This window comes from Corynebacterium sp. MSK041 (assembly GCF_030232265.1).
GTDB lineage: Bacteria > Actinomycetota > Actinomycetes > Mycobacteriales > Mycobacteriaceae > Corynebacterium.
In genome coordinates this window covers 71104-93494 of record NZ_JASPJK010000003.1, presented here as the reverse complement: position 1 = coordinate 93494, position 22391 = coordinate 71104, and the positions used below count along the sequence as shown (strand labels likewise).

Annotated in this window: 20 protein-coding genes; 17 read left to right on the top strand and 3 right to left on the bottom strand. The window is 61.0% G+C overall.

Annotated features, from left to right (window positions below; genetic code table 11):
* Positions 1 to 191: 191 nt before the first annotated feature.
* The 5 genes from QP968_RS04380 (at position 192) to tilS (ending at position 7394) form a co-directional block, all read left to right on the top strand.
* Complete coding sequence (locus QP968_RS04380) at positions 192 to 1193, top strand: class C sortase (RefSeq protein ID WP_284855194.1); 1002 nt, start codon at positions 192 to 194, stop codon at positions 1191 to 1193.
* Positions 1183 to 1992, top strand: coding sequence for a pilin N-terminal domain-containing protein (locus QP968_RS04375; RefSeq protein WP_284855193.1), 810 nt, complete (start codon positions 1183 to 1185; stop codon positions 1990 to 1992). The genes QP968_RS04380 and QP968_RS04375 overlap by 11 nt, the downstream gene beginning before the upstream one ends.
* Positions 1992 to 5084 (top strand): SpaA isopeptide-forming pilin-related protein, encoded by a 3093-nt coding sequence (locus QP968_RS04370; RefSeq protein ID WP_284855192.1) that lies wholly within the window; start codon positions 1992 to 1994, stop codon positions 5082 to 5084. Before QP968_RS04375 ends, QP968_RS04370 begins: the two co-directional genes overlap by 1 nt.
* Before the next feature lie 112 nt (positions 5085 to 5196).
* Positions 5197 to 6456, top strand: coding sequence for a D-alanyl-D-alanine carboxypeptidase/D-alanyl-D-alanine endopeptidase (dacB, locus tag QP968_RS04365; RefSeq protein WP_284855191.1), 1260 nt, complete (start codon positions 5197 to 5199; stop codon positions 6454 to 6456).
* Positions 6457 to 6461: 5 nt separating this feature from the next.
* Complete coding sequence (gene tilS, locus QP968_RS04360) at positions 6462 to 7394, top strand: tRNA lysidine(34) synthetase TilS (RefSeq protein ID WP_284855190.1); 933 nt, start codon at positions 6462 to 6464, stop codon at positions 7392 to 7394.
* A 150-nt stretch (positions 7395 to 7544) separates the two neighbouring features.
* Here tilS and QP968_RS04355 read toward each other — a convergent pair whose 3' ends face one another.
* Entirely contained in the window at positions 7545 to 8606 is a 1062-nt protein-coding gene (locus QP968_RS04355) for a hypothetical protein (RefSeq protein ID WP_284855189.1), read from the bottom strand.
* 99 nt (positions 8607 to 8705) lie between these two features.
* Positions 8706 to 9656 carry a hypothetical protein gene (locus tag QP968_RS04350; RefSeq protein WP_284855188.1) on the bottom strand — a complete coding sequence of 317 codons (951 nt, stop codon included), beginning with the start codon at positions 9654 to 9656 and terminating at the stop codon, positions 8706 to 8708.
* A 162-nt stretch (positions 9657 to 9818) separates the two neighbouring features.
* Here QP968_RS04350 and hpt point away from each other — a divergent pair, with 162 nt between their 5' ends.
* The 10 genes from hpt to QP968_RS04300 all read left to right on the top strand — a co-directional run bounded on the left by hpt (position 9819) and on the right by QP968_RS04300 (position 18563).
* Positions 9819 to 10469: a hypoxanthine phosphoribosyltransferase gene (gene hpt / locus QP968_RS04345; RefSeq protein ID WP_284855187.1), complete on the top strand. Its 651-nt coding sequence runs from the start codon at positions 9819 to 9821 to the stop codon at positions 10467 to 10469.
* A 155-nt stretch (positions 10470 to 10624) separates the two neighbouring features.
* Positions 10625 to 13069, top strand: a complete 2445-nt coding sequence (ftsH, locus tag QP968_RS04340) for an ATP-dependent zinc metalloprotease FtsH (RefSeq protein ID WP_284855186.1) — start codon at positions 10625 to 10627, stop codon at positions 13067 to 13069.
* On the top strand, positions 13062 to 13730 hold the full coding sequence (gene folE / locus QP968_RS04335) for a GTP cyclohydrolase I FolE (RefSeq protein WP_284855185.1): 669 nt from the start codon (positions 13062 to 13064) through the stop codon (positions 13728 to 13730). Before ftsH ends, folE begins: the two co-directional genes overlap by 8 nt.
* 2 nt (positions 13731 to 13732) lie before the next feature.
* Complete coding sequence (gene folP / locus QP968_RS04330) at positions 13733 to 14593, top strand: dihydropteroate synthase (protein ID WP_284855184.1); 861 nt, start codon at positions 13733 to 13735, stop codon at positions 14591 to 14593.
* A complete protein-coding gene (gene folB, locus QP968_RS04325) occupies positions 14586 to 14978 on the top strand; it encodes a dihydroneopterin aldolase (protein ID WP_284855183.1) in 393 nt (130 codons plus the stop codon). The genes folP and folB overlap by 8 nt, the downstream gene beginning before the upstream one ends.
* Before the next feature lie 5 nt (positions 14979 to 14983).
* Positions 14984 to 15466: a 2-amino-4-hydroxy-6-hydroxymethyldihydropteridine diphosphokinase gene (gene folK / locus QP968_RS04320; RefSeq protein ID WP_284855182.1), complete on the top strand. Its 483-nt coding sequence runs from the start codon at positions 14984 to 14986 to the stop codon at positions 15464 to 15466.
* A complete protein-coding gene (locus QP968_RS04315; RefSeq protein ID WP_284855181.1) occupies positions 15463 to 15930 on the top strand; it encodes a DUF3180 domain-containing protein in 468 nt (155 codons plus the stop codon). Before folK ends, QP968_RS04315 begins: the two co-directional genes overlap by 4 nt.
* Before the next feature lie 10 nt (positions 15931 to 15940).
* Positions 15941 to 17038, top strand: a complete 1098-nt coding sequence (locus tag QP968_RS04310; protein ID WP_284855180.1) for a DUF6779 domain-containing protein — start codon at positions 15941 to 15943, stop codon at positions 17036 to 17038.
* A 10-nt stretch (positions 17039 to 17048) separates the two neighbouring features.
* Entirely contained in the window at positions 17049 to 17741 is a 693-nt protein-coding gene (locus QP968_RS04305; protein WP_284855179.1) for a 6PGD fold domain-containing protein, read from the top strand.
* 18 nt (positions 17742 to 17759) lie between these two features.
* A complete protein-coding gene (locus tag QP968_RS04300; protein ID WP_284855178.1) occupies positions 17760 to 18563 on the top strand; it encodes a pantoate--beta-alanine ligase in 804 nt (267 codons plus the stop codon).
* Here QP968_RS04300 and QP968_RS04295 read toward each other — a convergent pair.
* Entirely contained in the window at positions 18560 to 19723 is a 1164-nt protein-coding gene (locus QP968_RS04295) for a hypothetical protein (protein WP_284855177.1), read from the bottom strand. The two genes, QP968_RS04300 and QP968_RS04295, sit on opposite strands and share 4 nt — an antisense overlap.
* A gap of 177 nt (positions 19724 to 19900) precedes the next feature.
* Between QP968_RS04295 and QP968_RS04290 the strand changes: the two genes are divergently transcribed.
* Complete coding sequence (locus QP968_RS04290) at positions 19901 to 20857, top strand: hypothetical protein (RefSeq protein ID WP_284855176.1); 957 nt, start codon at positions 19901 to 19903, stop codon at positions 20855 to 20857.
* A gap of 45 nt (positions 20858 to 20902) precedes the next feature.
* Positions 20903 to 22258, top strand: a complete 1356-nt coding sequence (locus QP968_RS04285) for a hypothetical protein (protein WP_284855175.1) — start codon at positions 20903 to 20905, stop codon at positions 22256 to 22258.
* Positions 22259 to 22391 lie beyond the last annotated feature (133 nt).

Genomic DNA, 22391 nt, shown 5'->3' with positions numbered 1-22391 from the left:
CTAGCCAGTGAGAACTGGCAGGCTCTAGCCGGCACCGCCTGAGTAGGTCGGGCGGTGCAAGCTAGGCCAGCTGCAGCAGGTTTCCAGTAAGAGCCTGCTGCGCCCCAGTCAGGGGCTTGGCGTACCCACGCGGGGAGGCGTCGAAAAGCAAAAAGAAAATATCCCCGCCCATTTTTCAACGAGGAGACCCAATGTCATCGCTGGTGCCGGTAGACACAGATGCGCCCGAAGGCGGTGCTGCCAAGAACGCAGCCAAGCCAAACGGGGCCCGTCGCGTGCTCATGCCGTTGCTGATCATGCTGCTGGGGCTAGCTGTGTTGCTCTACCCGGTTGTTTCAACGCAATGGAACAACTGGCTGCAACAGCGATCCGTGAACGAATACAACAGTGAGCTTCTCTACACTGAGGAAACAGACCCGGCGGCGATGGAACGCGCACTGGAATCTGCCCGCGTGTACAACGAGGAGCACACGGATGGGCCAATCCTGGATCCATGGCTGGCTCGCATTTCCAAGGATAATACTGAGTACCAGGACTACCTGAAGGAACTCAGCGATTATCCGGCGATGTCCCAGGTGGCCATCCCGTCGATTAAGTCGAACATGCCCGTGTATCACGGCACGGATGAAGAAGTGCTGCAGCAGGGCATTGGGCACCTCTTCGGGTCGGCGCTGCCGATCGGTGGGGAGGGTAACCGCACTGTGTTGACGGGCCACACGGGTCTGACCAATGCGACGTTGTGGGACAACCTCATTGATGTCAAAGAGGGCGACGCGATCTACCTGAACACGTACGGGCACAAGATGAAGTACGAGGTTCACAAGATCGAAGTTGTTCTGCCGAATGAGACGGATTCGCTCAAGGCGCAGGCCGGTGAGGATCTGCTCACGCTGATCACGTGTACACCGTACGGCATTAACACGCACCGTCTGCTGGTTCATGCGCACCGTGTGCCCATGGATCAGGCCGAAGAAAGCGTGTTCAAACAGTCGAACAAGCTCATGCAGTGGTGGATGTGGCTAATCCTGGCCATCGCTGCGGTGGCAATTATTGGCATTATCTGGTGGCTGCGTAAGCAGCGTCAGCCTGGACAGGTCGAGGACTTGGAAACGGTTGATGGTGCTGCTGGGGAGCAGGTAGATGAATTTGAAACAGCAATCGATGCTGAAGGTGAAGGCGACAATGAAAACTAGGATGTTCGCGGCAAGCGCAGCCATGTCTGTCATGCTGTGCGCTGTGCCATGCGGAATCGCAGATGCGCAAACGCGTCCTGCGAACGGGAATGACCGCAACATCTCGATGAAGTCTGTGGACACGAGCCGTGGGTTGTCGCTCAAGGTGACCAAGGCGCGTGGCAATCCCTACAACGATCACCGGGAAGGCCAGTTGCCGGAGGGCCGTCTGGAGGGCGTGAAGTTCACGCTGTACATCGCCCCGGATTACCTGATCAGAAATGATGCGGACCGTGAGCGAGCTAACCGCGCGCGTACGCAGGAAGAGTGGAACCCCATCAAGCGCGAGCCGGTGGCCACTTTGACCACGGATGCGAAGGGTGAGGTCACCTTCACCAACCTCAAGCCCGCCTTGTACCTGCTTGAAGAGGTCGCCCCAGACACCGCGCATAACTATCACGTTTCTGCACCCCAGTGGGTTGTGCTCCCGCTTGCCGACGCGCACGGGAACCGCTTCGTCTACGAGAACGTCATGGTGGTGAAGCCGTCCCCGACGGTCACCACGACGCCGCCGACTACCACGACCCCGCCGACACCACCCCCGGGAACGCCGCCGGCCACTCCACCCGGAACACCGCCGGCGACAACAACCACTCCGCCGCCGGCTACCCCTCCGGCAACACCTCCCGGAACCCCACCGGAAACTCCTGGGAAACCAGGGTGGCTGCCGGAAACGGGTGCAAGTGTTTTGGGGATCGTTATTGCTGGTCTGATGCTTATTGGTCTTGGTGCCTTTATCTCTAGGAGGAACGCGAACTAATGCGTGCTCACAAGAACTTCCTGAAGAAGCGAGTCGCTGCGGCGCTCACCGCGGCAACGGTGCTGTTTGGTACGGTGCCGGCCGTCGCGCAACCCGTTGACACCACCGCTGACCCCACGTGGATGGTGACCGACGAGTCTGGCGCAACCTCTGAAGCGGCGCCAGCTGTTCCGGCCGCTGAGTTCCCGGACTTCCCTGAGGATCCGTCAGATGATGAGGCTGCTGACGCCAATGGTGAGCTGCCAGCAGTACCCACGCTCACGCAAGAGAAGAAGACGGTGACTGAGCCGGAACTGGCTGAGGAACCCACCTTCAAGCATGTGCGCACGCTTCCGGATGGCACCGAGGAATACAAGCTTGAAGCCAAGCTGAACCTCCCCGCATTTGAGGGCAGCGACCAGGCACTCCCGCTTGAGGAAATTTCCCTCATGAGCACCGAAGCTTCCCTCAACATCGAGTCCGTCGAGGACGCTGAGGTTGATGGAGCACAGCTTGATGAGGATTCTGTCGACGTTTTCAACTACCCCGAAAACCCCACCGAGGAAGAGGAAGAGCTCATCCCCGATGAGGTGACCGGTGACGTGATCACCCTGGACACCGCCGCAAAGGTTCTCGACGCTGAGACTGACCTCACCGCTACGATTTACACCACCCAAATTGCTCCCCGTAGTACCCAATGGGGGCTTTACCGTGGCGCGCGTCTCCAGCATGCGAACTATGGATCCAACCGCGGGCCTGTCCGTGCTGGCTACTCACGCCTTGTCGTGCAGGTGGGTGGGGACCAAGTTCTGCCTTCCGCAGGCAAGTACCCCCCTAACTCCACTCGTGTAAGCGGGCGCCTCAACAGTGTTGATCGTTTCACTGCTGGCGAGGGGGCAAAACTTCAGCTGTACTATCCGCTTTCCGGAAGCACATTCGGTAATGCGGAAGCACATCATCACATGACAGCCAACGCCCGCCCGGTGAAAGTCAACGAACCGTGGGCAACCTGTACTTCTGATGCGAATGGCGAGTGTGTATTCGATATTCCTCTTAGCCGTGGCTCTTCCTACTACTGGGTTGGTATGGCGGAGGCTTCACCAGGATTCAAGAACCAACCCTTCATCCGTATCGGCGGTTCTGGAAACTGGTACACCGACCCCGGAACGAAGAAGCGGTACGCTTATGCTACGCCTTACTTGGAAAGTGGACGAACCTATTTCTCCGGTGTGAACTACACACGAAATGGGTCCGCTTGGCAAGTCGATAATAAGTATGGCTCCGACTGGCAAGGTACCGGAAAGTCCGCCTCGTTCATGTACGAAGCTCGTGGTGGCCGTGCGAACGCTCGAAGCTCCCTTGGCGTGTTCCAGCAGGTACGTGACAATCCAGCCATGCCCTCTCGCTGTGGAATGAACGTCGCTATGATCGTTGACGTTTCCGGAAGTATGGGTGACAACGGTATTCGCACGATCAAAGGTGTGATTAACTCCGTCGCCGACGGTCTTCAGAATACTTCGACACATTTGGGCTTGTTCACTTTTGCATCAAACTCCCCCGCTGCGGGAAATCCCCGAAACTTCAGTGCGCCAGCAGATCTTAGCTCGCCGCAAGGCAGGGCCGCTATTGATAACTGGGTCAGGATTTTGAGTCGAGCTCCGCACGACTATGACGCAACAAACTGGCAGGAGGCGCTGTATGAGGTAGCTAAGTACAACGCTGCTAATCCGCACAACAAGTACGACGCCGTGTACATGGTCACGGATGGCAACCCGACGTACAGGATGCCGACGCCGGGCAACCCACGTTTCGATGAGTGGATGAGTGACGGAGCCTGGACTGAGTTCCGCGATGTTGAAGGAGCAATGGGCGCCGCTAACCTTGTTAAGTCGCAGGGATCCCGCATCATTGCTGTAGGAATCCCTTCCCACTGGAGTGGTGTGAGGACCAGCCGAGACCGCGAACTTGAAGTCTCTGAGGAGAACTTGCGTGCAATCTCTGGTGGTCGCGGTCACGATGGTGATGTCACGTCCCTCCGTGCAGCTGACTTCGCACACTTCGAAAACAGCGAGGTGCTGAAGCAGGCCATCATCAACTCCCTCAACACCTGTGCGGTCAGCGTTGAGCGTCGCTTCTACGAAGGTGATGATCCCAACTTCATCCCGTCGCCTGAGAACACTCGTCCGACGATCGAAGAATCCAAGAACTGGGCGTTTGACTTCACGGCTATGACCGAGGGTCGACCGGTTGTTGATAACAAGACGATCCTGCCAAAGGAAAAAGCCGGGCACGACAACCTTGTTGCGGAGTATCGCCTCAACGGAACTAGCGGTTATAGGGAAATCTCCATCGCTGGTGCGAGGCGCGACAAGGTACCGGATGGCTGGGTGCCTATCAAGGTAGCTAGCGGCAAAAATGCTGAAGGTCGATGCGGCACCGAGACGGATCTCAGGAGTCAGGACCACAACATTGAAGATATCCCTGTTCCCCCTGGTGAAGATGGCAGGCGTAATGCCTTCAGGGCAAAGAACATTCCACTCGAAGGTGGCTGTCACTACATCGTGTACTACATGAAGAAGCCAACGACCTTTAAGTTCAAGCTGAACAAGGTGGATGCTCAGGACAACAATATGGGCCTTGACGGCGCTGAGTTCAAGCTTGAAGGCCTGGATGCAGGCAACAAAGGTGAGCAGAAGCTAGCTGACGTCCAGAGCGCTGCGAAGGGTGAGTTCAACTGGGACAAGCTGAAACACGGACGCTACAAGCTGACGGAGACGAAGGCTGCGGACGGTGGCTACCTGCTGGTCAAACCGATCTACTTCCGTGTGGTGAAGGATGGAGATCAGACGAGGCTGTACATTCTTTCTGGCCCGCAGGATAAGACCGGTACGGAAGTAACGGCTGATAATGCTGGAGACATCTATGGCTTCCCTGTCGTTGGGTTTAGCCAGGAGTCAAAGGATGGCTCAGTCCAGGTGACCATGAAGCTGGCCAACACCAAGACCGGTGAGATGCCTAAGACCGGTGGGCACGGCGTGTTCATCCAGATCTTGCTTGGTGTGCTGTTGCTGCTGGCGGGTGCCTTTACGGCGCGACGTCGGATGGTGGCATAGCGCCGGGTGACGGAAGCTCCTCATCGGGGATCGAGAGATCGGTCCGGCTGATGAGGAGCTTTTGTTTGTCCGAAAGCGATTGAGGTGGCCGGTACCGCTACCCTTGAACACGATGAGTGAAAACAAGAAGCGTTGGCCTTGGGCGGTGGGTGCGGTGGCACTGGCGGTCGTGGCAGGTGTTGCCGGCACGGGTGTGTGGGTGCAGAACGAGGTGGGGGAGCTCACCCATGGCCCGGCGTACAGCATGGCGGAGCCGGGGGAGTTGCCGGTGGAGTCGGCGTCGGCGGAGCCGATCGATGAGGCGCGGCTGAAGGAAGCGTTGGCGGCGCAGGCAGCGAACCCGGAGCTGGGCACGTTGCATGTGCGTGTGAGCAACGGCACGACGGGGGCGACGATCTTTGAGCAGAAGGCAGGCGATCCACTGCAGCCAGCGAGTGCAACGAAGGTGCTCACCGCGGCGGCGGCGTTGTACACGCTTGAGCAGGATGCCACGATCACCACGCAGGTCGTGCGCCAAGGAGACGCGGTGACCATCAAGGCCGCAGGGGATGTGTGGTGGACTCCGGAGAGCATTGACAAGGTGGCACAACAGGTGGGTTCCGCCACCGCCGTGTATGTGGACACGTCGGTGTGGCCGGAAGAGGCATTCATGCCGGGGTGGGATCCGGAGGATGTTGATGGTGGCTACATCGCACCCATGGAACCGGTGATGATTCACGGCGGGCGCATCGGTGAGGCAACGGGGGATGTGCCACGCTCGCACACGCCGGCGTTGGATGTGGCACGGGCACTCGCCGACAAGGTGGGGGCGGAGACCGTTGGTTTTGGTCCGGCGCCGGCGGAGGGGGAAGTAATCGCCAGTGTGGAATCCCCGCCGCTGTCTGAGCGTCTGCGGGAGATGATGAAGGAATCCGACAACGTCATGGCGGAAGCGATTGGGCGTGAGGTGGCGCGGGCGAAGGGTGGGACGTCGCCGAGCGTGACGCTCGATATTCTGCGCGAACATGGCTTTGATGTCACGGGGGTGACGCTGGAAGATTCTTCCGGGCTGTCCCGCTTTGACCTCATCCCGCCGCGGTTGCTGGATGACATCATGCTGCGCGCCACGACGACGGATGAGCTGCGGGATTTGCTGCCCGCGCTCGCCATTGCCGGCGGCGACGGCACCCTCTACGACCGGTACGTGGACCTGCCGGGCAAAGGCTGGGTGCGTGCGAAGACGGGGACGTTGACGGGGACGTCCGCGCTGGTGGGCACGGTGACGTCGAAAGTTGGCAACGTGTACACATTCGCAATGATCAGCAACGACAGTGACATCCTGAAGGCGCGCGAGAAGCTGGATGAATTCGCGTCCACCCTCCGGGAGTTCTAGCCGTGGTGGCGGAACTTTTTTGGCCGCGGGTCTCGCCGCACTTTGTGGAATGCCGCCGGGCGGTACGGCCCTTTGATGAGCCAGCGCTGATCGGTTTGTCAGGCGGCCCTGACTCTTTGTCACTGGTGGCTGCAGCTGCTGCGGAGGGCAAGGATGTGCGGGCTGTTGTCGTCGACCACGGGCTGCAGGAGGGCTCCACGGAAGCCGGCCGTCGTGCGGTGGCAGCCGCACAGGGGCTGGGCGTGCCCGCAGAGGTGATCCCCGTCGAGGTCGGGGCCGCGCCGGGGGAGAGTGTGGAGGCGGTGGCGAGGGAGGCCCGTTACGCAGCCCTCGCGGCCGCAGCGAATCGCGATGGCCGGGAGATCTGGGTGGCCCACACCCGCGAGGACCAGGCCGAGACCTTGCTGTTGGGGGCGCTGCGGGGGAACCCAGCGGGGATGGCTGCTGTCACAGCACTTGATAGTGGTGTCCGCCTGGTTCGCCCTTTCCTCACCATTCGCCGCGCGGATACCGTCGGCGCGTGCCGTGAACTGAGTCTCGCCCCCTGGCACGACCCCATGAATGAGGAGCTTGCTTATCGACGAGTCTCCATCCGCCACTCCATCATCCCCGCCCTGACAGAACTCATTGGCGGTGATGCTGTCCCCGCTCTCGCGCGTGCTGCAGACCGTATCGCTGCTGACCAGGAACTCATCGCCTCCCTGGTCGACCTCAGTCCGACGAATGACTGCGCCGTCCTGGCCACTGAACCAGCGCCCGTGCGCCAACGCCGCATCATGGCGTGGCTGCGAGGGTACGGGGTGAGCGTTTCCGGCGGGCAACTCGCCGCGATTGAACGCTTGTGCACAGACTGGCGAGGACAAGGCCCCGCGGCCATTGGTGGTGGGCTGCAGGTGGAGCGGCGGGATGGGGAATTGAACGTCGATAAGCAAGCGTGAAACGCCACAACCTGTACCCACGAAAACATTAACTGGCTCAGCTGCATTGCCGAGCCGATCGGTTGGCTTCTGTTCGGTGTCGTTCTGGTGGCGCACGACAGGCAGAATCCCCCCCCAGCTGGGGCCGAGCGGACCCACCGTGGCAGCGCTCTAGCCCACTACTTTCTCGCCGAAATCTCCACCAACGCGAAAGGACCATGACTTGGTGACGAGAGGATCGCGGTTGATGCGATTTGACGCGCCAATTAACAGCTCTGCATTGCGGAATTCCAGCGTATAATTAATGCAGCCTTCGAGTGGGACGTCCTCGTATTCCTTGTACGTCTTGTTTTCAACCTGATAGTCGATGACGGTGGTCTCACCCGTTGGCTTGATTAGGGTCAGGCCAGGCTTAGGCACTGTGGTTTGACCCGGACTGAACGGCCCGGTGTTGAATGTGGCATGCACACACAGGTCGTGTCGTTGCTCGTCTGGCCGATAAAGGATCTGCACATCGTCGACGGTCAACGTTCCTTCGGACTCACTAGTAACAATCGTTTGCGTGGTGCCCAGCGGCGTCGTATACTCGATCATTTCCACATAGAGGCCGTATGCGATGTACGGTGGCTCTCGCGTGGCGTCCATATACGTGAGGTTGCTTTTCTCGCCTCGGTATTGCACCACGAGGTTATTCAGCTGCACAGCCATTGAATACAGTGTTTTGCACGGTGCCTTGGTTATGAGCTGAACATGAGCTAACTCTGGGGCGTCGCTCCGCATCACGCACACAGGTTTTTCCGGAGAGTAGTAAGCGGACTGTTCCCAGCCCGTGATGTCCTCCGTTGCGGGTTCCATGGGGGTGTCGCTGGTGTCCCTGCCGAACCTCAACATAGTCCAAATCTGGCCCTGCAGAGTGTCATAGTAGCCGGAGCAACCTAATTCGCCCTTATTCTCGACGTCCGTCCACCCCGTTGGGCCGAAGAACTCATCCCCCAAGTCGCAGCCGCTCAGCTTGCCCCCGGTGAAAGCTTGTTCGAGTTTCTTTGCGTCCGTTACTTTCCTGCTGGAGCTCTCGCTGAAGTAATTCCATCCCGCCGATACAACCCCGATCAGCACAAGGACTGCTAGTATCGCCCCGACGATGAGCCCAGCCGAGGTCTTCTTTGGGTGCTCGTGTGGTGGGCGGTATGGCTGTTGCGGGGGTTGCAGGGCGTAGGGGTTTGAGTTGTTCATGTTCATGCTCTTTCGCTTTTAAGAAAAACAAGTGGACGTGGGACCGGGTCTTCCAGCTCTAAAGGAGTAGATGGTTTTGCGCCTTGTCATGCAGATGAGTTAGCCGAGAAGGCCGAGCTGTCGCGCGATTCCCGCGATGATCCCCAGCACGCCCAAGACACCGAAGATGATGCCGAGGATCGGGCCCGCCCCACCGCTCGATTCACCTGCGCTGCTGGGGCCGTTGAGGTCACGCAGCGGGCCCGGTACTCCTTTTCTTAATCCCGTTGGTTTCTCACCGGGCGCTGCGGGGCGGTATAGCCACACGCGCTGTTCGCCCGTCGGCATTTTGGTGCCCTTGTGGGGCACTGTGTTTGCCTCCGCCACCGTGTATGTCCCATGCTTCGAACCCGGAATGCTCACTTGGGCGAAGCCGTAGTATCTGTACTGCGGGTTGAGCAACAAGTGAAGGTAGACACTCTCATATTTGCTATGGCCACCAACCTTATTGAGGCCGTCTAGCTGGCTGCGCCCCCAGCGGTTCAGAATGGAATCCCGCAGATTGCTACCAGCATCTAGGGCTTCCTCCACGGTTTGTGCCTCATCTTCAAAGGTGGGATTAACCATGGCTTTCCAGAAGTCCGTGCCATCTGGGCGTATGTGGTTGGCTTTGCGCGTCTGCGTGTAGTCCTTGCTGCCGGTCTCCTCCACAGCACGCTGAATGGCAATGCGGGTCAAGGTGTGATCAATGGAAAAGCCGTTGACGTACTCCTCCTTATTGTTCAGGCGGTACTCGGCTGCAATGTCTTGGAGGTGAGTTGGCTTGGAATTAAGGTGCAGGGTAAAGCGCGGGTTGAGGTCCCACATCTCGCCGCGCAGCTGACGTAATGCCTGAAGGCCGACGGTGTAGGCATCGTCAGGATTAAATTGCGCGTCAACGGCAACAGACTTATTCACGGGCCCGTTCAACCCCACGCCCGTCACCGGGGCGGGTGCGGCGTGGGCAACCACGGGGGACAACGACACTGCCACTGCTGTAGACACAGCGGCAACCGTGAGGCGAGGGCGCATAGTTCTTCAGTCTCCTTTAAGCAGATTCTTACATAGAGTAGCGCATGGAGCAGCCCTTGTTTCAACGTTTGTGAAGCTCAACTCGGCTACTACACGCCGGGTGAGGTTGAGGGGAGAGGGGGTGGGGGCCGCGCGCAAGCAATCTTCTGGCAAAATAGCCGTATGGCTGAAGGAACGAAGCTGCGCGATCACAAAGACTTCCAGGTCCCAGCACACCGCTACGGCGACGACGTTGAGGCGATACTGATCCCGGAAGACGAACTGCAAGACCGAATCCGCGAAATGGCGGACAAAGTCTCCGAACAGTACAAGGACGCCGAAGAAGACCTCATCTTGGTCTGTGTCCTCAAAGGTGCGGTGTACTTCCTTACTGACTTCGCCCGTGCACTGTCCATCCCCTCCCAGGTGGAATTCATGGCAGTGTCCTCCTATGGCAACTCCACCACCAGCTCCGGTGTCGTCCGCATTATGAAGGACCTGGACAAGGAAATCTCTGGCCGCGATGTCCTCGTCGTCGAAGACATCATCGATTCCGGCCTCACCCTGTCCTGGCTGCTCAAGAACCTCAAGGGCCGCCAGCCGAAGAGCCTGAACGTGATCACCCTGCTGCGTAAGCCCGAGGTGCAAAGTGCGCAGATCGAGCTTTTCGACGTCGGCTTTGACATCCCCAACGAATTCGTCATCGGCTACGGCCTCGACTACGCCGAGCGCTACCGTGACCTGCCCTACATTGGCACGCTGCACCCGCGCGTCTACTCCGGTGAAGAGCCGGTGCCGTCCCGCGAAGAAGGCCCGGACGCGGTAGAGATCTAGCCCCGCTGGGTTGTGGGCCGGCGGTTCGGGGTCTGTGCGCGGACCGGCTCTTTCATCCCGCCCAGTGGTACAAAAGTGGGAATGCTCCGGGTGATGGGTAGGCTGTAGGCGTTATTGACCCCTAATCCCTACGCTTGAGAACGCACGAAGGCTAGATGAAAAACAAGACCAACAAAAACGTTGTGCGCTACGGCATTTTTGCCGCCGTTGTCCTCATCCTGTTGTATGTGACCACGCTGATCGGGGACCCGTCGCGTAATTACACAGAGGTGGAAACGTCGGTCGCGATTGAGCAGCTGAACACGAAGAACGTGAAGGAAGCTCAGATCGACGACCGGGAGCAGCGCGTCCGCTTGACTCTGCGCGAGCCGATCACGGTGGAGGAGCGTGAGGGGATTGAGGAGATTCAGGCTCAGTACCCGGCACGCACCACGCCGGACATTTTCAACGCGGTGAAGGGCGCGGAGGCTGATAAGTACACCACGAATGTGACGCAGGAGTCGTTCCTGATGTCCATGCTCGGCTTTATGCTGCCGATGCTGTTGGTTTTCGGCCTTATCTTCTTCTTCATGTACCGCATGCAGGCTGGTGGCGGCATGTTCGGTATTGGTGGTTCGCGGGCGAAGCAGCTGACTAAGGACATGCCGACGAATACGTTCGCGGATGTCGCCGGCGCCGATGAAGCGGTGGATGAGCTGCAGGAGATTAAGGATTTCTTGCAGGATCCGGAGATCTACGAGAAGTTGGGTGCCAAGATCCCGCGTGGCGTGTTGCTCTACGGCCCGCCGGGAACCGGTAAAACGTTGCTGGCCCGCGCTGTTGCGGGCGAGGCGGGCGTGCCGTTCTATTCCATCTCGGGCTCGGACTTCGTGGAGATGTTCGTCGGTGTCGGCGCCTCCCGCGTCCGCGACCTGTTCAAACAGGCGCGCGAGAATAGCCCGTGCATCATCTTCGTGGATGAGATTGACGCGGTGGGCCGCCAGCGTGGCTCCGGCACTGGTGGCGGCCACGATGAGCGTGAGCAGACTTTGAACCAGCTGCTCGTGGAGATGGATGGCTTTGGCGACCGCGAAGGCGTCATCCTCATCGCCGCGACGAACCGTCCGGACATCCTCGATCCGGCGCTGCTCCGCCCGGGCCGCTTTGACCGTCAGATCCCGGTGACCAACCCGGACTTGGCCGGCCGCGAGAAGATCCTGACGGTCCACGCGAAGAACAAGCCATTGGGCCCAGACGTGGACTTGAAGTCCCTGGCCAAGCGTACGGCAGGCATGTCGGGTGCGGATCTGGCTAACGTGCTCAACGAGGCTGCGCTGCTTACCGCCCGCATCGGCGGCAACGTGATCACGGCGGACGCGCTCGAGGAGGCCACGGACCGTGTGATCGGTGGCCCGCGTCGCAGCTCCAAGGTCATCTCCGAGAAGGAGAAGAAGGTCACGGCCTACCACGAGGGCGGTCACACGCTCGCGGCGTGGGCGCTGAAGGATATTGAGCGCGTATATAAGGTCACCATCCTCGCCCGCGGTCGAACCGGCGGCCACGCGATGACAGCGCCTGAAGATGACAAGGGCATGTACAACCGCGACGAGCTCTTCGCCCGCCTCGTCTTCGCCATGGGCGGTCGCGCGGCGGAAGAGCTCGTGTTCGGCGAGCCCACCACCGGCGCGTCCGCGGACATCGAGCAGGCCACGAAGATTGCTCGCGCGATGGTGATGGAGTACGGCATGTCGTCCACGCTGGGCACGGTCAAGTACGGCGATGAAGCCGGCGACCCCTTCGCTCGCGCGATGGGTGGTGGTGTGCTGGAGTACTCGCCCGCAGTCGCCGAGACCATCGATCGCGAGGTGCATGAGCTTATCGACGTCGCCCACACCCGCGCCTACTCCATCCTCGAAGAACACCGCGACTACCTAGATGTTCTCGCCTCCAAGCTGTTGGAGAAGGAGACGCTGCGCCGCGGTGACCTGGAGGCCATCTTTGATGGCATTGAGCAGCAGGGCTCTGGTCTTCCGCCGGTGGATTCCCGCTTTGGCCGTCAGATTGGCCGCGAACCGGTGAAAACTCCGGTTGAACTCGCCGAGGAACGAGGCGAGGAACCGCCGAAGAAGTTCTCGCTGTTGGAGGCATCGCAGCAAGCTCGCGCTCGCCGTCAAGCTGAGCGTGAGGCGCAGGCCGGGCCGTACGCTGCGCCACCGAGTGGTCCGCAAGGTGGTCCGCAGAACGGCCCCATGAACCCCGGCCCGCGTGGTCCGCAACCGCGCTATGGCGGCCCCCAGCCTCCCGCCGATTGGTCCTTCCCTGGCGACAAACGCCCACCGCAGCAGCACCCGGGTAACCGTGCATACCCGGTTGGGCCTTCTGGCCCAACCGGGCCACAAGGCCCAGCACGACCGCATGACCCCGTCGCTCCTGCTGGACCGACAGGTCCAGCTGGCAACGCTGACACCGAAGTGATCGGTTTCCGCCTGCCGGAGAATGAACAGCCGGACCACGTCTGGGACGACAGTGACCAGGCGACTAGTGCTCAGCAGGACACTGAAAGCATTGAGCGTGAATCTGCTCCCCGCCACTTCAAGCCGGAGGACACTAATGATGACTGATCCTTTGAACGCGGCAATTGCCCGTGCGGTGAACCCGAATGCGGGAGCCCCGGCAGAGACGAAGAAGGCCACGCCACAGCAATCCGAGGAGCGCCCCTCCTTCGACCGGGCGCGCGCAGAGACAGCGGTGCGTGAACTGCTGCTTGCGGTGGGCGAGAACCCGGACCGTGAGGGACTCTTGGAAACGCCAGCGCGGGTGGCGCGGGCCTATGAAGAGGTCTTTGCGGGCTTGCACACGGATCCGACGACGGTGTTGGAAAAGACCTTCGCGGAAAACCATGAAGAGCTGGTGTTGGTGCGGGATGTGCCGATCTACTCCACGTGCGAGCACCACTTGGTGCCGTTCTACGGTGTCGCGCACATCGGGTACATCCCCGGCGAGGACGGGCACGTGACTGGCCTGTCCAAGTTGGCGCGCCTGGCGGATATGTATGCGAAGCGGCCGCAGGTGCAGGAGAGGTTGACTAGTCAGATTGCGGATGCGCTCGTCGATAAGCTGAATGCGCAATCCGTGATCGTGGTGATCGAATGTGAGCACTTGTGTATGGCCATGCGTGGTATTCGGAAGCCGGGGGCGACGACCACGACGTCGGCTGTGCGCGGCGGTTTCAAACGCAATGCGGCCTCGCGCGCTGAAGTGTTGAGCTTGATCAGGGGGTAAAGATGGTTACTGTTGCAGACCTGACCACACCCGGCCGCACGATGGTCATGGGCATTGTGAATGTCACGGAGGATAGCTTTTCTGACGGCGGGAAGTGGCTCGACCGCGACCGTGCGATCGCGCACGCGAAGGAGCTGGTGGCGCAGGGTGCGGACATGATTGATGTCGGCGCAGAATCCACCCGCCCAGGCGCGACCCGCGTGCCGGCGGAGGTGGAAGCGGAGCGCGCTAAAGCGGTGATTGCGGCGTTGCACGCGGAAGGAATCCGCACATCCGTGGACACAATGCGCGCGTCAACGGCGCTTGCCGCGGCGGAGGCCGGCGTGGACATGATCAACGACGTCTCTGGTGGCCTAGCTGATCCAGACATGTATCGCGTCATGGCGGAAACCGCGCTGCCGGTGTGCCTCATGCACTGGCGCACGGTGGATAATGCGGACTTTGTCAACGCATCGGGCAGCGCTGACCACGGCGGGGACGTGGTGGCGGACGTGCACGAGACGCTGAAACGACTCACGGACAACGCCATCGCGGCCGGCGTGGAGCACTCCCAGATTGTGCTTGATCCGGGCCTGGGCTTTGCCAAGACGGCTGCCGATAACTGGGCGCTGCTCCACGCACTGCCGGAGTTCATTGCCGGTGACCTGCCGGTCCTCGTGGGGGCGTCGCGCAAACGCTTCCTTACGGAGATTCGCGCGAACCGTGGGCTGGAGGCAAACCCGTCGCTGGCTGACCCGGCAACCGCCGCTGTTACCGCGATCAGCGCGCACCTCGGTGCGTGGGGCGTGCGTGTGCACGAGGTGGACGTGTCGCGCGATGCGGTGGATGTCGCTGCCGCATGGCAAGGAGGAGCTCGTGGCTGATCGCATCCAACTCACCGGCATCAAGGTCTTCGCCGGGCACGGTGTTCTGCCACACGAGGCGGAGTTTGGCCAGCCATTCTTGCTGGACATCACGTGTTGGCTCGACTTCGCCGACGCCGCGCACACGGATGACCTGACTAAAACCATCAACTACGCTGAGCTCGCCGCCGGCGCGGTCCGGATCGCGGAGGGCACGCGCCGCGAACTCATCGAGACGGTGGCCACGGAGATCGCCGACGATGCGCTTGCGCGCTACGAGCAGCTCCACGCCGTCGAGGTCACCGTACACAAGCCGCACGCGCCGGTGGGCTTGCTTATCGACGACATCGCCGTCACCGCCCGCCGCTCCCGCAAAACCCGAACCCTGCCCGGCCGGGAGGCGTAAACGTGATGCGTGCTGTGCTGTCCACCGGTTCCAACATGGAGGATTCCCGCGCCCACCTGGCCAGCGTGGTGCGCTCGTTCGCAGATGAGCTCGTCGCAGCGTCGCAGGTGTACCGCACCGCGCCGTGGGGTGGGGTGGCACAAGATGACTTCCTCAACCAGACGCTCATCGTGGACGTCGATTGCACGCCACATGAACTGTTGGCGCGCTGCCAAGCCGCGGAGAATAACGCGCGCCGCGTGCGGGATGTGCGGTGGGGGCCGCGCACGCTCGACGTGGACATCGTTGCGCTTTTTAGCGCAGCGGGGCAGGAAATCCTCGTCGACACCCCCGACCTCACCGTCCCGCACCCGCGCGCGAGTGAGCGAGCCTTCGTGTTGGTTCCCTGGTTGGAGCTCGACGAGCAGGCCACAATGGGTGGTCAGCGCGTGGACGAGCTTCTGCGCGCGCTTCCAGATACCCCCGAGAACCAGGTGAGCCCCGCATGACCCGCACGAACACGGCTGAACTCGTTGCCGTTGCCGGCTTCTTCGCCGCGGCGGCGCTCATCCTCGTGCGCCGATTCTACGGGGCGTGGCAAACCATTTCTCCGGTGTGGTCCCTGCCGTTGTGGATTATTGCTGTGCTGTGCGTTTTCCTCACTGTGATGGTGCGCCGCCGGCGTGAGGAAGGACGCGTGGGGTTGGATCGCTCGCAGATGAATCCGATGATGGTGGCTAACTTTATGGTCGTCGGTAAGGCTAGTGCTTGGGCGGGCGCTGTTGCTGGTGGCTGGTTCCTCGGTTTGGCGGTGTGGGTCGTGCCACGCGTGAACGTGTTGGCGGCTGCGGAGGCGGACCTACCTGGGGTGTTGGCGGGCACTCTTGGGGGTGTGGCGTTGGCTGTAGCTGGGCTGATTCTGGAGAGGTCCTGTGAGGTGTCGCCACCTGCTGAGGGTGAGTCGGCAGGATAAGGTAAGCACCATGACTGGTGAGGACCGATCCCGCGACAGCGGCAATTTCTGGATGATTGTTCTGATCGTGCTCGCGCTTGTTGCGACCGTGATCATGCTTTTCAGCGACTCTTCCGCATGGCTGCAGATTGCCCTCCTCGCCTCCCTGTGGGCCGCGATCATCGGCTTCCTGTTGGTTACCCGCGCACGTAAGGACCGTGAACAGGCCGAAGCCCTCCTCGCCGCCCGCGAACGCGAACACGATGCTGAGATGGAAGCTCTCCGTGCCCGCAACGAAGCCGCCCGCGCTGCCGACGGCCAGCCACCAGCCGCTGACACTGATGTCCTGCGCGAAATCCGCGCGGAACTCGCTGCGCTTCGCGCCCAGCTTGAGGATCTCTCCGGCCGCGAATTCGGTTATGAGCCCGCTGCCCTCCAGGCCGAAGCCCGTCGCATCCGCGAGATCGAAGCGCGTACGCAGCAGGCACAGCCTGCAGGGCCGTCGCAGCCAGCACAGCCTGCCCCGCAGATGTCCAACTCCACCGAGGACACCGCCCGCATTACCCCTGTGCGCGACCGGGATGAGAAAGAGGCGATCAATGCTCTGTCCCGCCCGACGCAGCCTGCGACTTCGCACATCAGTGGCGCGCCGTCGTCGGATGCTGTTGCTGGACGCGTGGGCTCCCAGCCGATACCGGAGGGCCGTAACCCGTTGACGGACCTGATCCGCGAACGCCAGGAAGAGCGCGAACGTGCAGAGCAGGAAGCAGCTCGTCAGCGTGCGGAGCAGGAAGCCCGCGAGCGTGCCGAACGCGAAGCGCGAGAACGCGCGGAACGTGAAGCGCGCGAGCGTGCAGAGCGTGAGGCTCGGGAGCGCGCAGAGCGCGAGGCCCGCGAACGTGCAGAGCGAGAAGCCCAAGAGCGCGCAGAGCGCGAGGCCCGTGAACGCGCGGAGCAGGAGGCCCGTGAACGCGCCGAGCGCAAGCAAGCCGCGCAGGCTGTCCAGGCTGAGCCGGCTGAGCAGGAGGCGCCGGAGGAGACGCACCGTGGGCGTCGTCGTGCAGATGAGCACCGCGAGGGTGCGCTGACGGTGGCGGAGATTCTGGCGCGCAGCAAGAAGAACAAGTAGGTCAATCACGATGACGCAACCGCGCCTGACTGTTGGGGTGCTCGGGGACCAGGAAACCGTCGAGCTGTTTGAGCTCGCTGGGCATACCGCGCGCCAGATTAACGGCGATGGGGACCACCTGGACGTGGACATGATTGTCTTGGACGTGCCGGGAGTGCCGCTTGAGGTGATGGTGGACCGGTGGCTCAGCGAGGTCCGTCGCGGGCAGCTGGTCATGCACACGTCGTTGGAGTACGGCGTGCAGGTGTTGGACCCGCTGGAGGTGCAGGGCGCGATCGTGATGGCGGCGCACCGGGTGTGGAAGGACTTTTGGGTCGCATCCGCCGCTGATGAGGTGGGGGAGTCGGTGCTGAGCCTGCTCATCCCGGAGATGGGTGGGAACCTCACCATGATTGAGGATGCGCAGCGCCCCGTGATCATGGCAGGCAAAAGGATGCTTGATCTCGTGGATGAGGCGCGTCTGGATGCTTTTGAGCTGCTCACCCAGGCAGTGCCGGCGATCGGGCTGGAGCTCGATGAGTACTGGACGCTGCCCGGGGAAGGCCCGAACTTGCAGGTGGACGTTCCACATCTGGAGCAGATGTACCACACCATCGAGGACCCGAGTATTGGGAGATTGTTTGTGGAATTGGAACGTAGGCAAGCAGCGCGCAGGGGGTCGTCGTCAGTTGAACTGTGGGCGATGGGGAAGAATTCGCTGTAGGGCCGTACCCTTGCGGGTATGACGTTTACACCGGGGAATGCGGTGGTCGTGACGGACCCCGCGCAGTTTGCTACGTACGGCCGGGCGTTCCGCAAGACCGGCAAGAGGGTTGTGCTGGTGCCGCTCGGCACTGGGATTCACGCTGGTCACATCGCGTTGATCCGCGCGGCGAAGTCGCTGCTGGGCAGCATTGTCATGGTCACTTTTTCCGGTGAGGAGGTTCCGGAGGACTTCGCGCGTGAGGGCGTGGACGTGGTCTTCCATGGCAGCTTCACCCCGCCGGTGCGCATTCGTCCGCAGCTGGATCACCTGGAGGATCCGGAGGAGATCAGTGCGAATATCACGCGCACTATCGCCGCGATCAACGCCGCGCACGCCTCGGACGTCGTCGTGGGGGAGAAGGATTTTGAGGAACTCGTCGCGCTGCAGCAGGCAGTCAGTGCGCTCAATATGGAGGTTCAGCTTCATAGCTTGCCGACGATCCGCGCAACCGGCGGCGTCGCCATGTCCTTGCGCAATGACCGCGTCCCCGATGACATGCAAGATGCAGCCTTGGCGCTCTCGGCAGCACTGACCGCTGGGGCGCACGTGGCGGAGCGTGGTGTGGACGTGATCTTGGAGACCGTGCGCGGTGTCTTAGAGGCTGGCGGTGTCACCCCCGATTATGTCGAGGTGCGCGACTTGAGCTTCGGTCCGGCACCGGAGACGGGCGACGCGCGTCTGCTCGCCGCCGCGACCTTCGGTCCCGTGCGCCTCATTGACAACGTGGGCGTGCCCGTCGGTGTCGGCTTTAAAAACATGGGTGAGGGGCCGGGGGTTTAAGCCTCCTCGTTCTCGCCGCCGTCCTTGACCACCCAGGTGGCGTACTCGTCGTCAGAAGAACTACCAACGAAGACAACAAATTCCTTGCTGATCACTTCTGGTGTGTAAGAGGAGCAGAAACGCAGGCCACCCTTGGTCTCACCCTCCTGCATGCGTACTGGGTAGTCCTCCGCGTTCAGCTGTAAGCGCTGGCCATTCGGGAACAACGCCACGTAGGTGTCTGGCAGGTTGAACCGGTAGGCACCCTCATTGGTGTTCCTGCCCAGCGTCACTTCGCCCTCGGCGCACACGCGTGGTGAACTGCCACTGCTGATGTTGCCGTCGGTGATGGTGAAGGTCGTGCCCTCATAATCCGGGTCTTTGATTTCTAGCGTGTCACCAAAGCCGCGGGCCTCATCCTTGGCTTGCTTGAATACAGGCACCACCAGGGACTGTGGCTCCGCCTTCACTTCAAGGAATTCTGGCGATCCGAAGTCGAACATGCCGTGAGAGGTGCGCTCCCAGTCATACTGCGTCTGCAGGTTGTTCAGCTGGCGTGCCACCGGGTACAGCGCCTCGCACGGGCCATTGGTGCTCAGCTCTACTTTCTGCAGCATGGGCTTCGAGCTAGACATGGTGCATTGCTGGCCTCGGCCGTAGCTGTCATTAGCCAGGTCCTTGACCTCATCCGGAACGGAGGACGAGTCAGTGGATTCCTTCCAGCCGGTCAGCTCCGCATCCTTGGGGGCTTTGCCGTTGCCACTCGGGGAAGCAGACGCGTCGAGAGTGACGGTGAATTCCGCACCGTCGGAGCTCGTCGCGGTGCCGATGCACTCCTCGTAATCCTTCTCCACGTCCTTGATGCCCACGGAATCATAGAAGTCAGTGCCCAGCTCACATTCCGTGAGCTTGCCTGCCTCCAACTTGGAGGACAACGTGGTTTCATCCCAACCCAGTGGGCCTGTCGGAGAGGGACGCAGCTTCTGGAAGATCCACAGTCCAGCAAACGCCAAGGCCAGCACGGCCAGGAGGGTGAGGAGGACCTTGAGAGTCGTCGGTAAGCCTCGCTTAGCTGATTGCGTGTTGAGTGGCTGCTGTGGCGGCATAGGCTGAGGTGGTCCTGCGCCATACGCCGGGGTGGGGACTCCCCAGTTGTAGGAACCTGGGTTCTGCTGCGTCATGGATGTGCTCCTTCATGGTGCGAAATCTGCCCAACAGTGCGGGTTTCACACTAGTTACCGTAGTGGTTTGTCCAGGTTTCATGTGTCCAGACTGAAAATACTTCGCTATCATTCAGCCCTAGACAGCGGAAGCCCGACGGCCTGCGCCGGGATGTGAGAAAGGACTTAGTTCAGAACATGGCACACTACGACCTCTACAACTCGCTCGGCCTCGACCGTTCAGCAGACCCCGCGACGCTGGCACAGGAGCTGGATAACCGCATCAACTCCGGCATTGCCACCAACCCGGGTGGCATTGAGGAGCTGCGCATCGCCCGCGATATTCTCGGTGATCCGCAGCGTCGCAGCCTCTACGATCAGAAGCTTAACGACGTCAACGCGCCCGACATCAACATCGCCGCCCTCCGCGACCTGGCCCAGGCCAACTTTGGGGGTGCCCCGGCAGGTGCTGCTGGTGCTGCCGGTGCGCAGGGCTTCGCGCCGGGTCAGCCGCAGAGTGAGCAGGGCCCGAGTACTTTTGACAAGGGTCGCGAGACCTTCACCGAGTACTCCAAGATGGCGCAGGACCGCCTGAACCCGGCGATGGAGAAGACCAAGTCAGAGATTGCCCGTTCCTCCAAGGGCGTCATCCTTGGTACCGCAGTGGCCACTGCGCTGGTCATGCTGCTCATCTGGGGTCTGGTCGCCGGTATCGGTGGTGGGGACCGTAATGCCTCGAAGGCACAGAAGCTGACCAATCAGTTCCTTGAACTGCGCACGAACGAGGAGACTGAGCGTTGGCTCATTGACAACTCGTTGAGTGAATCGCGCAGCGACATTCTTGATGAGCTTGAAGTGAACGACGGCTTCTCGGGCGTGGACAACTACTTCAAGGCTTCTGACCCGAAGGCTGGCGAGGTTTTGGATGCGAGGGACTTCCTCTACATCTTTACAAAGACCGATGATGAGGCCTACGAGCGTGCATTGAAGGATGAGTTGGGTGCTGATGCGGCGTACTTCGTGGAGGTTCGCAACAAGAACGGTTCTTCGTCCGGCGGTGCTGTTTTTGTGGTGATCCAGGACGGCAAGGCACGCCTTGCTGATTTCCAGTTCGCGAACCGGGACGCTAGCGATTTCTTCTCCGATTACAAGTAGCAGTACACATCCCAGTTCTCATCGGTTCACATCGAAAGCTTCACCATGGTTGATTCACAGCTTGCTCAGCTCCTGCACGAAAAGTATGCGTTGACGGAATTAAAGGAAAAAGCGGCGACAGCGGATTCCACCGTCTACTTTGCTACGAACACGTGGGGTAACAGCACCGCTGAGGTGGAGCTGTTCAACGAGGTCGTCGAAGGCGACCGGGTTACCGCCATCACTCAGCTCGCTTCCGGCCTGCGCTGGTTGGATGAGCCAGCAGTGGTGTCGTTGCGTGACTGCGGTGTCACCGAGGACGGCAAGCTCTACGTGGTGCGCGATGAGGCGAAGGGTAATACGCTGCGCTCCATCATTGAGGGGCGTGTGAAGTGGGGCACCCCGTTCTCCAACTCCGAGGCGCACAGTCTGCTCGCGCCGGTGGCCAGCGCTATTGACCACTACAACAATGCTGATCACGCTGATCTTTTGGCGCGGTCCCTGAACGTGGACAACCTTCTGGTGCAGCAGGGCAACCTGTCTGCGCCGGTGATGCTGGCAATGGTCGGCCCCACACCGGATGCCACGAGCACTGCAGCTGAGAACCGCCGTACCTTCGCGGAGATTATCTCCCAGTTGACCACCAAACCGGTGGATGAGGAGCTGCTGGAATCTACTGTATCCGCCAGCGACTACCTGGAGAAATTGGCTTTCCCCCACAAGGCTCAGCCCGAAGCAGAGGCCGACGACGCGACAGTGCAGTGGGGCCTGCCCGCCCAGCCGGTAGAAGAGCAGCCGGAGCGCCCGAAGCAGCACTTCCCAGACACCAACCCGGGTTTCCCGCCCGTGCAACCGCAATACCAGCAGCCTTACGGCTACCCGGCAGGCTACGGCCAGCCGGCGGCTTTTGAGCCACAACCGAAGAAGAAGTCCAAGGGTCTGACCTGGCTGCTCGTGTTCGTGATCTTGTTGCTGCTTGGCGGAATCGGCGCTGGTGGCTGGTGGCTCTGGAACAACCAGGGCGAGGACTGGAATGCGCAAGAGCAGAAGATGGCGGACACGTTCCCGCGGATCATTTCGGAGAAATCCGGTCAGCGTGGCTGGCTGAACATGAAGTGCCAGTCCCAGTCCCCGGAGGATGGGCAGAAGGCCCGCATCCGCTGCTCTGACCAGGACCTCGGCGTGAGCATCATTGATTACGGCGATGAGCAGACCCGCGACAGCCAGCTACCGGACGGAGACGCGGAAGTCATTGGTAATGAGAAGTGCTCTGCACGCTCCTACAAGATGGAAGACGTGACCCCACCGGCCTACCGCATCGTCCCAGAAGGCGAGGACGCACAGTACTTGTTCGTGGTCAACGGTGGTGAAGCCGAAAGCAAGCGCATGTACCTCAACCTGTGCGAAAAGTCGCGTGGTTAACCGTCCTCGCCGTGCACAGTTCGCTGTCGCCCCGCAAGGCAGACGCGATTTATGCGGGCAAAGACGGCACGATCCACCCGGGTGGTCAACTGGATGACCCGCCGGTGTGGACCCTGCCCGAGTATTGGTGAGC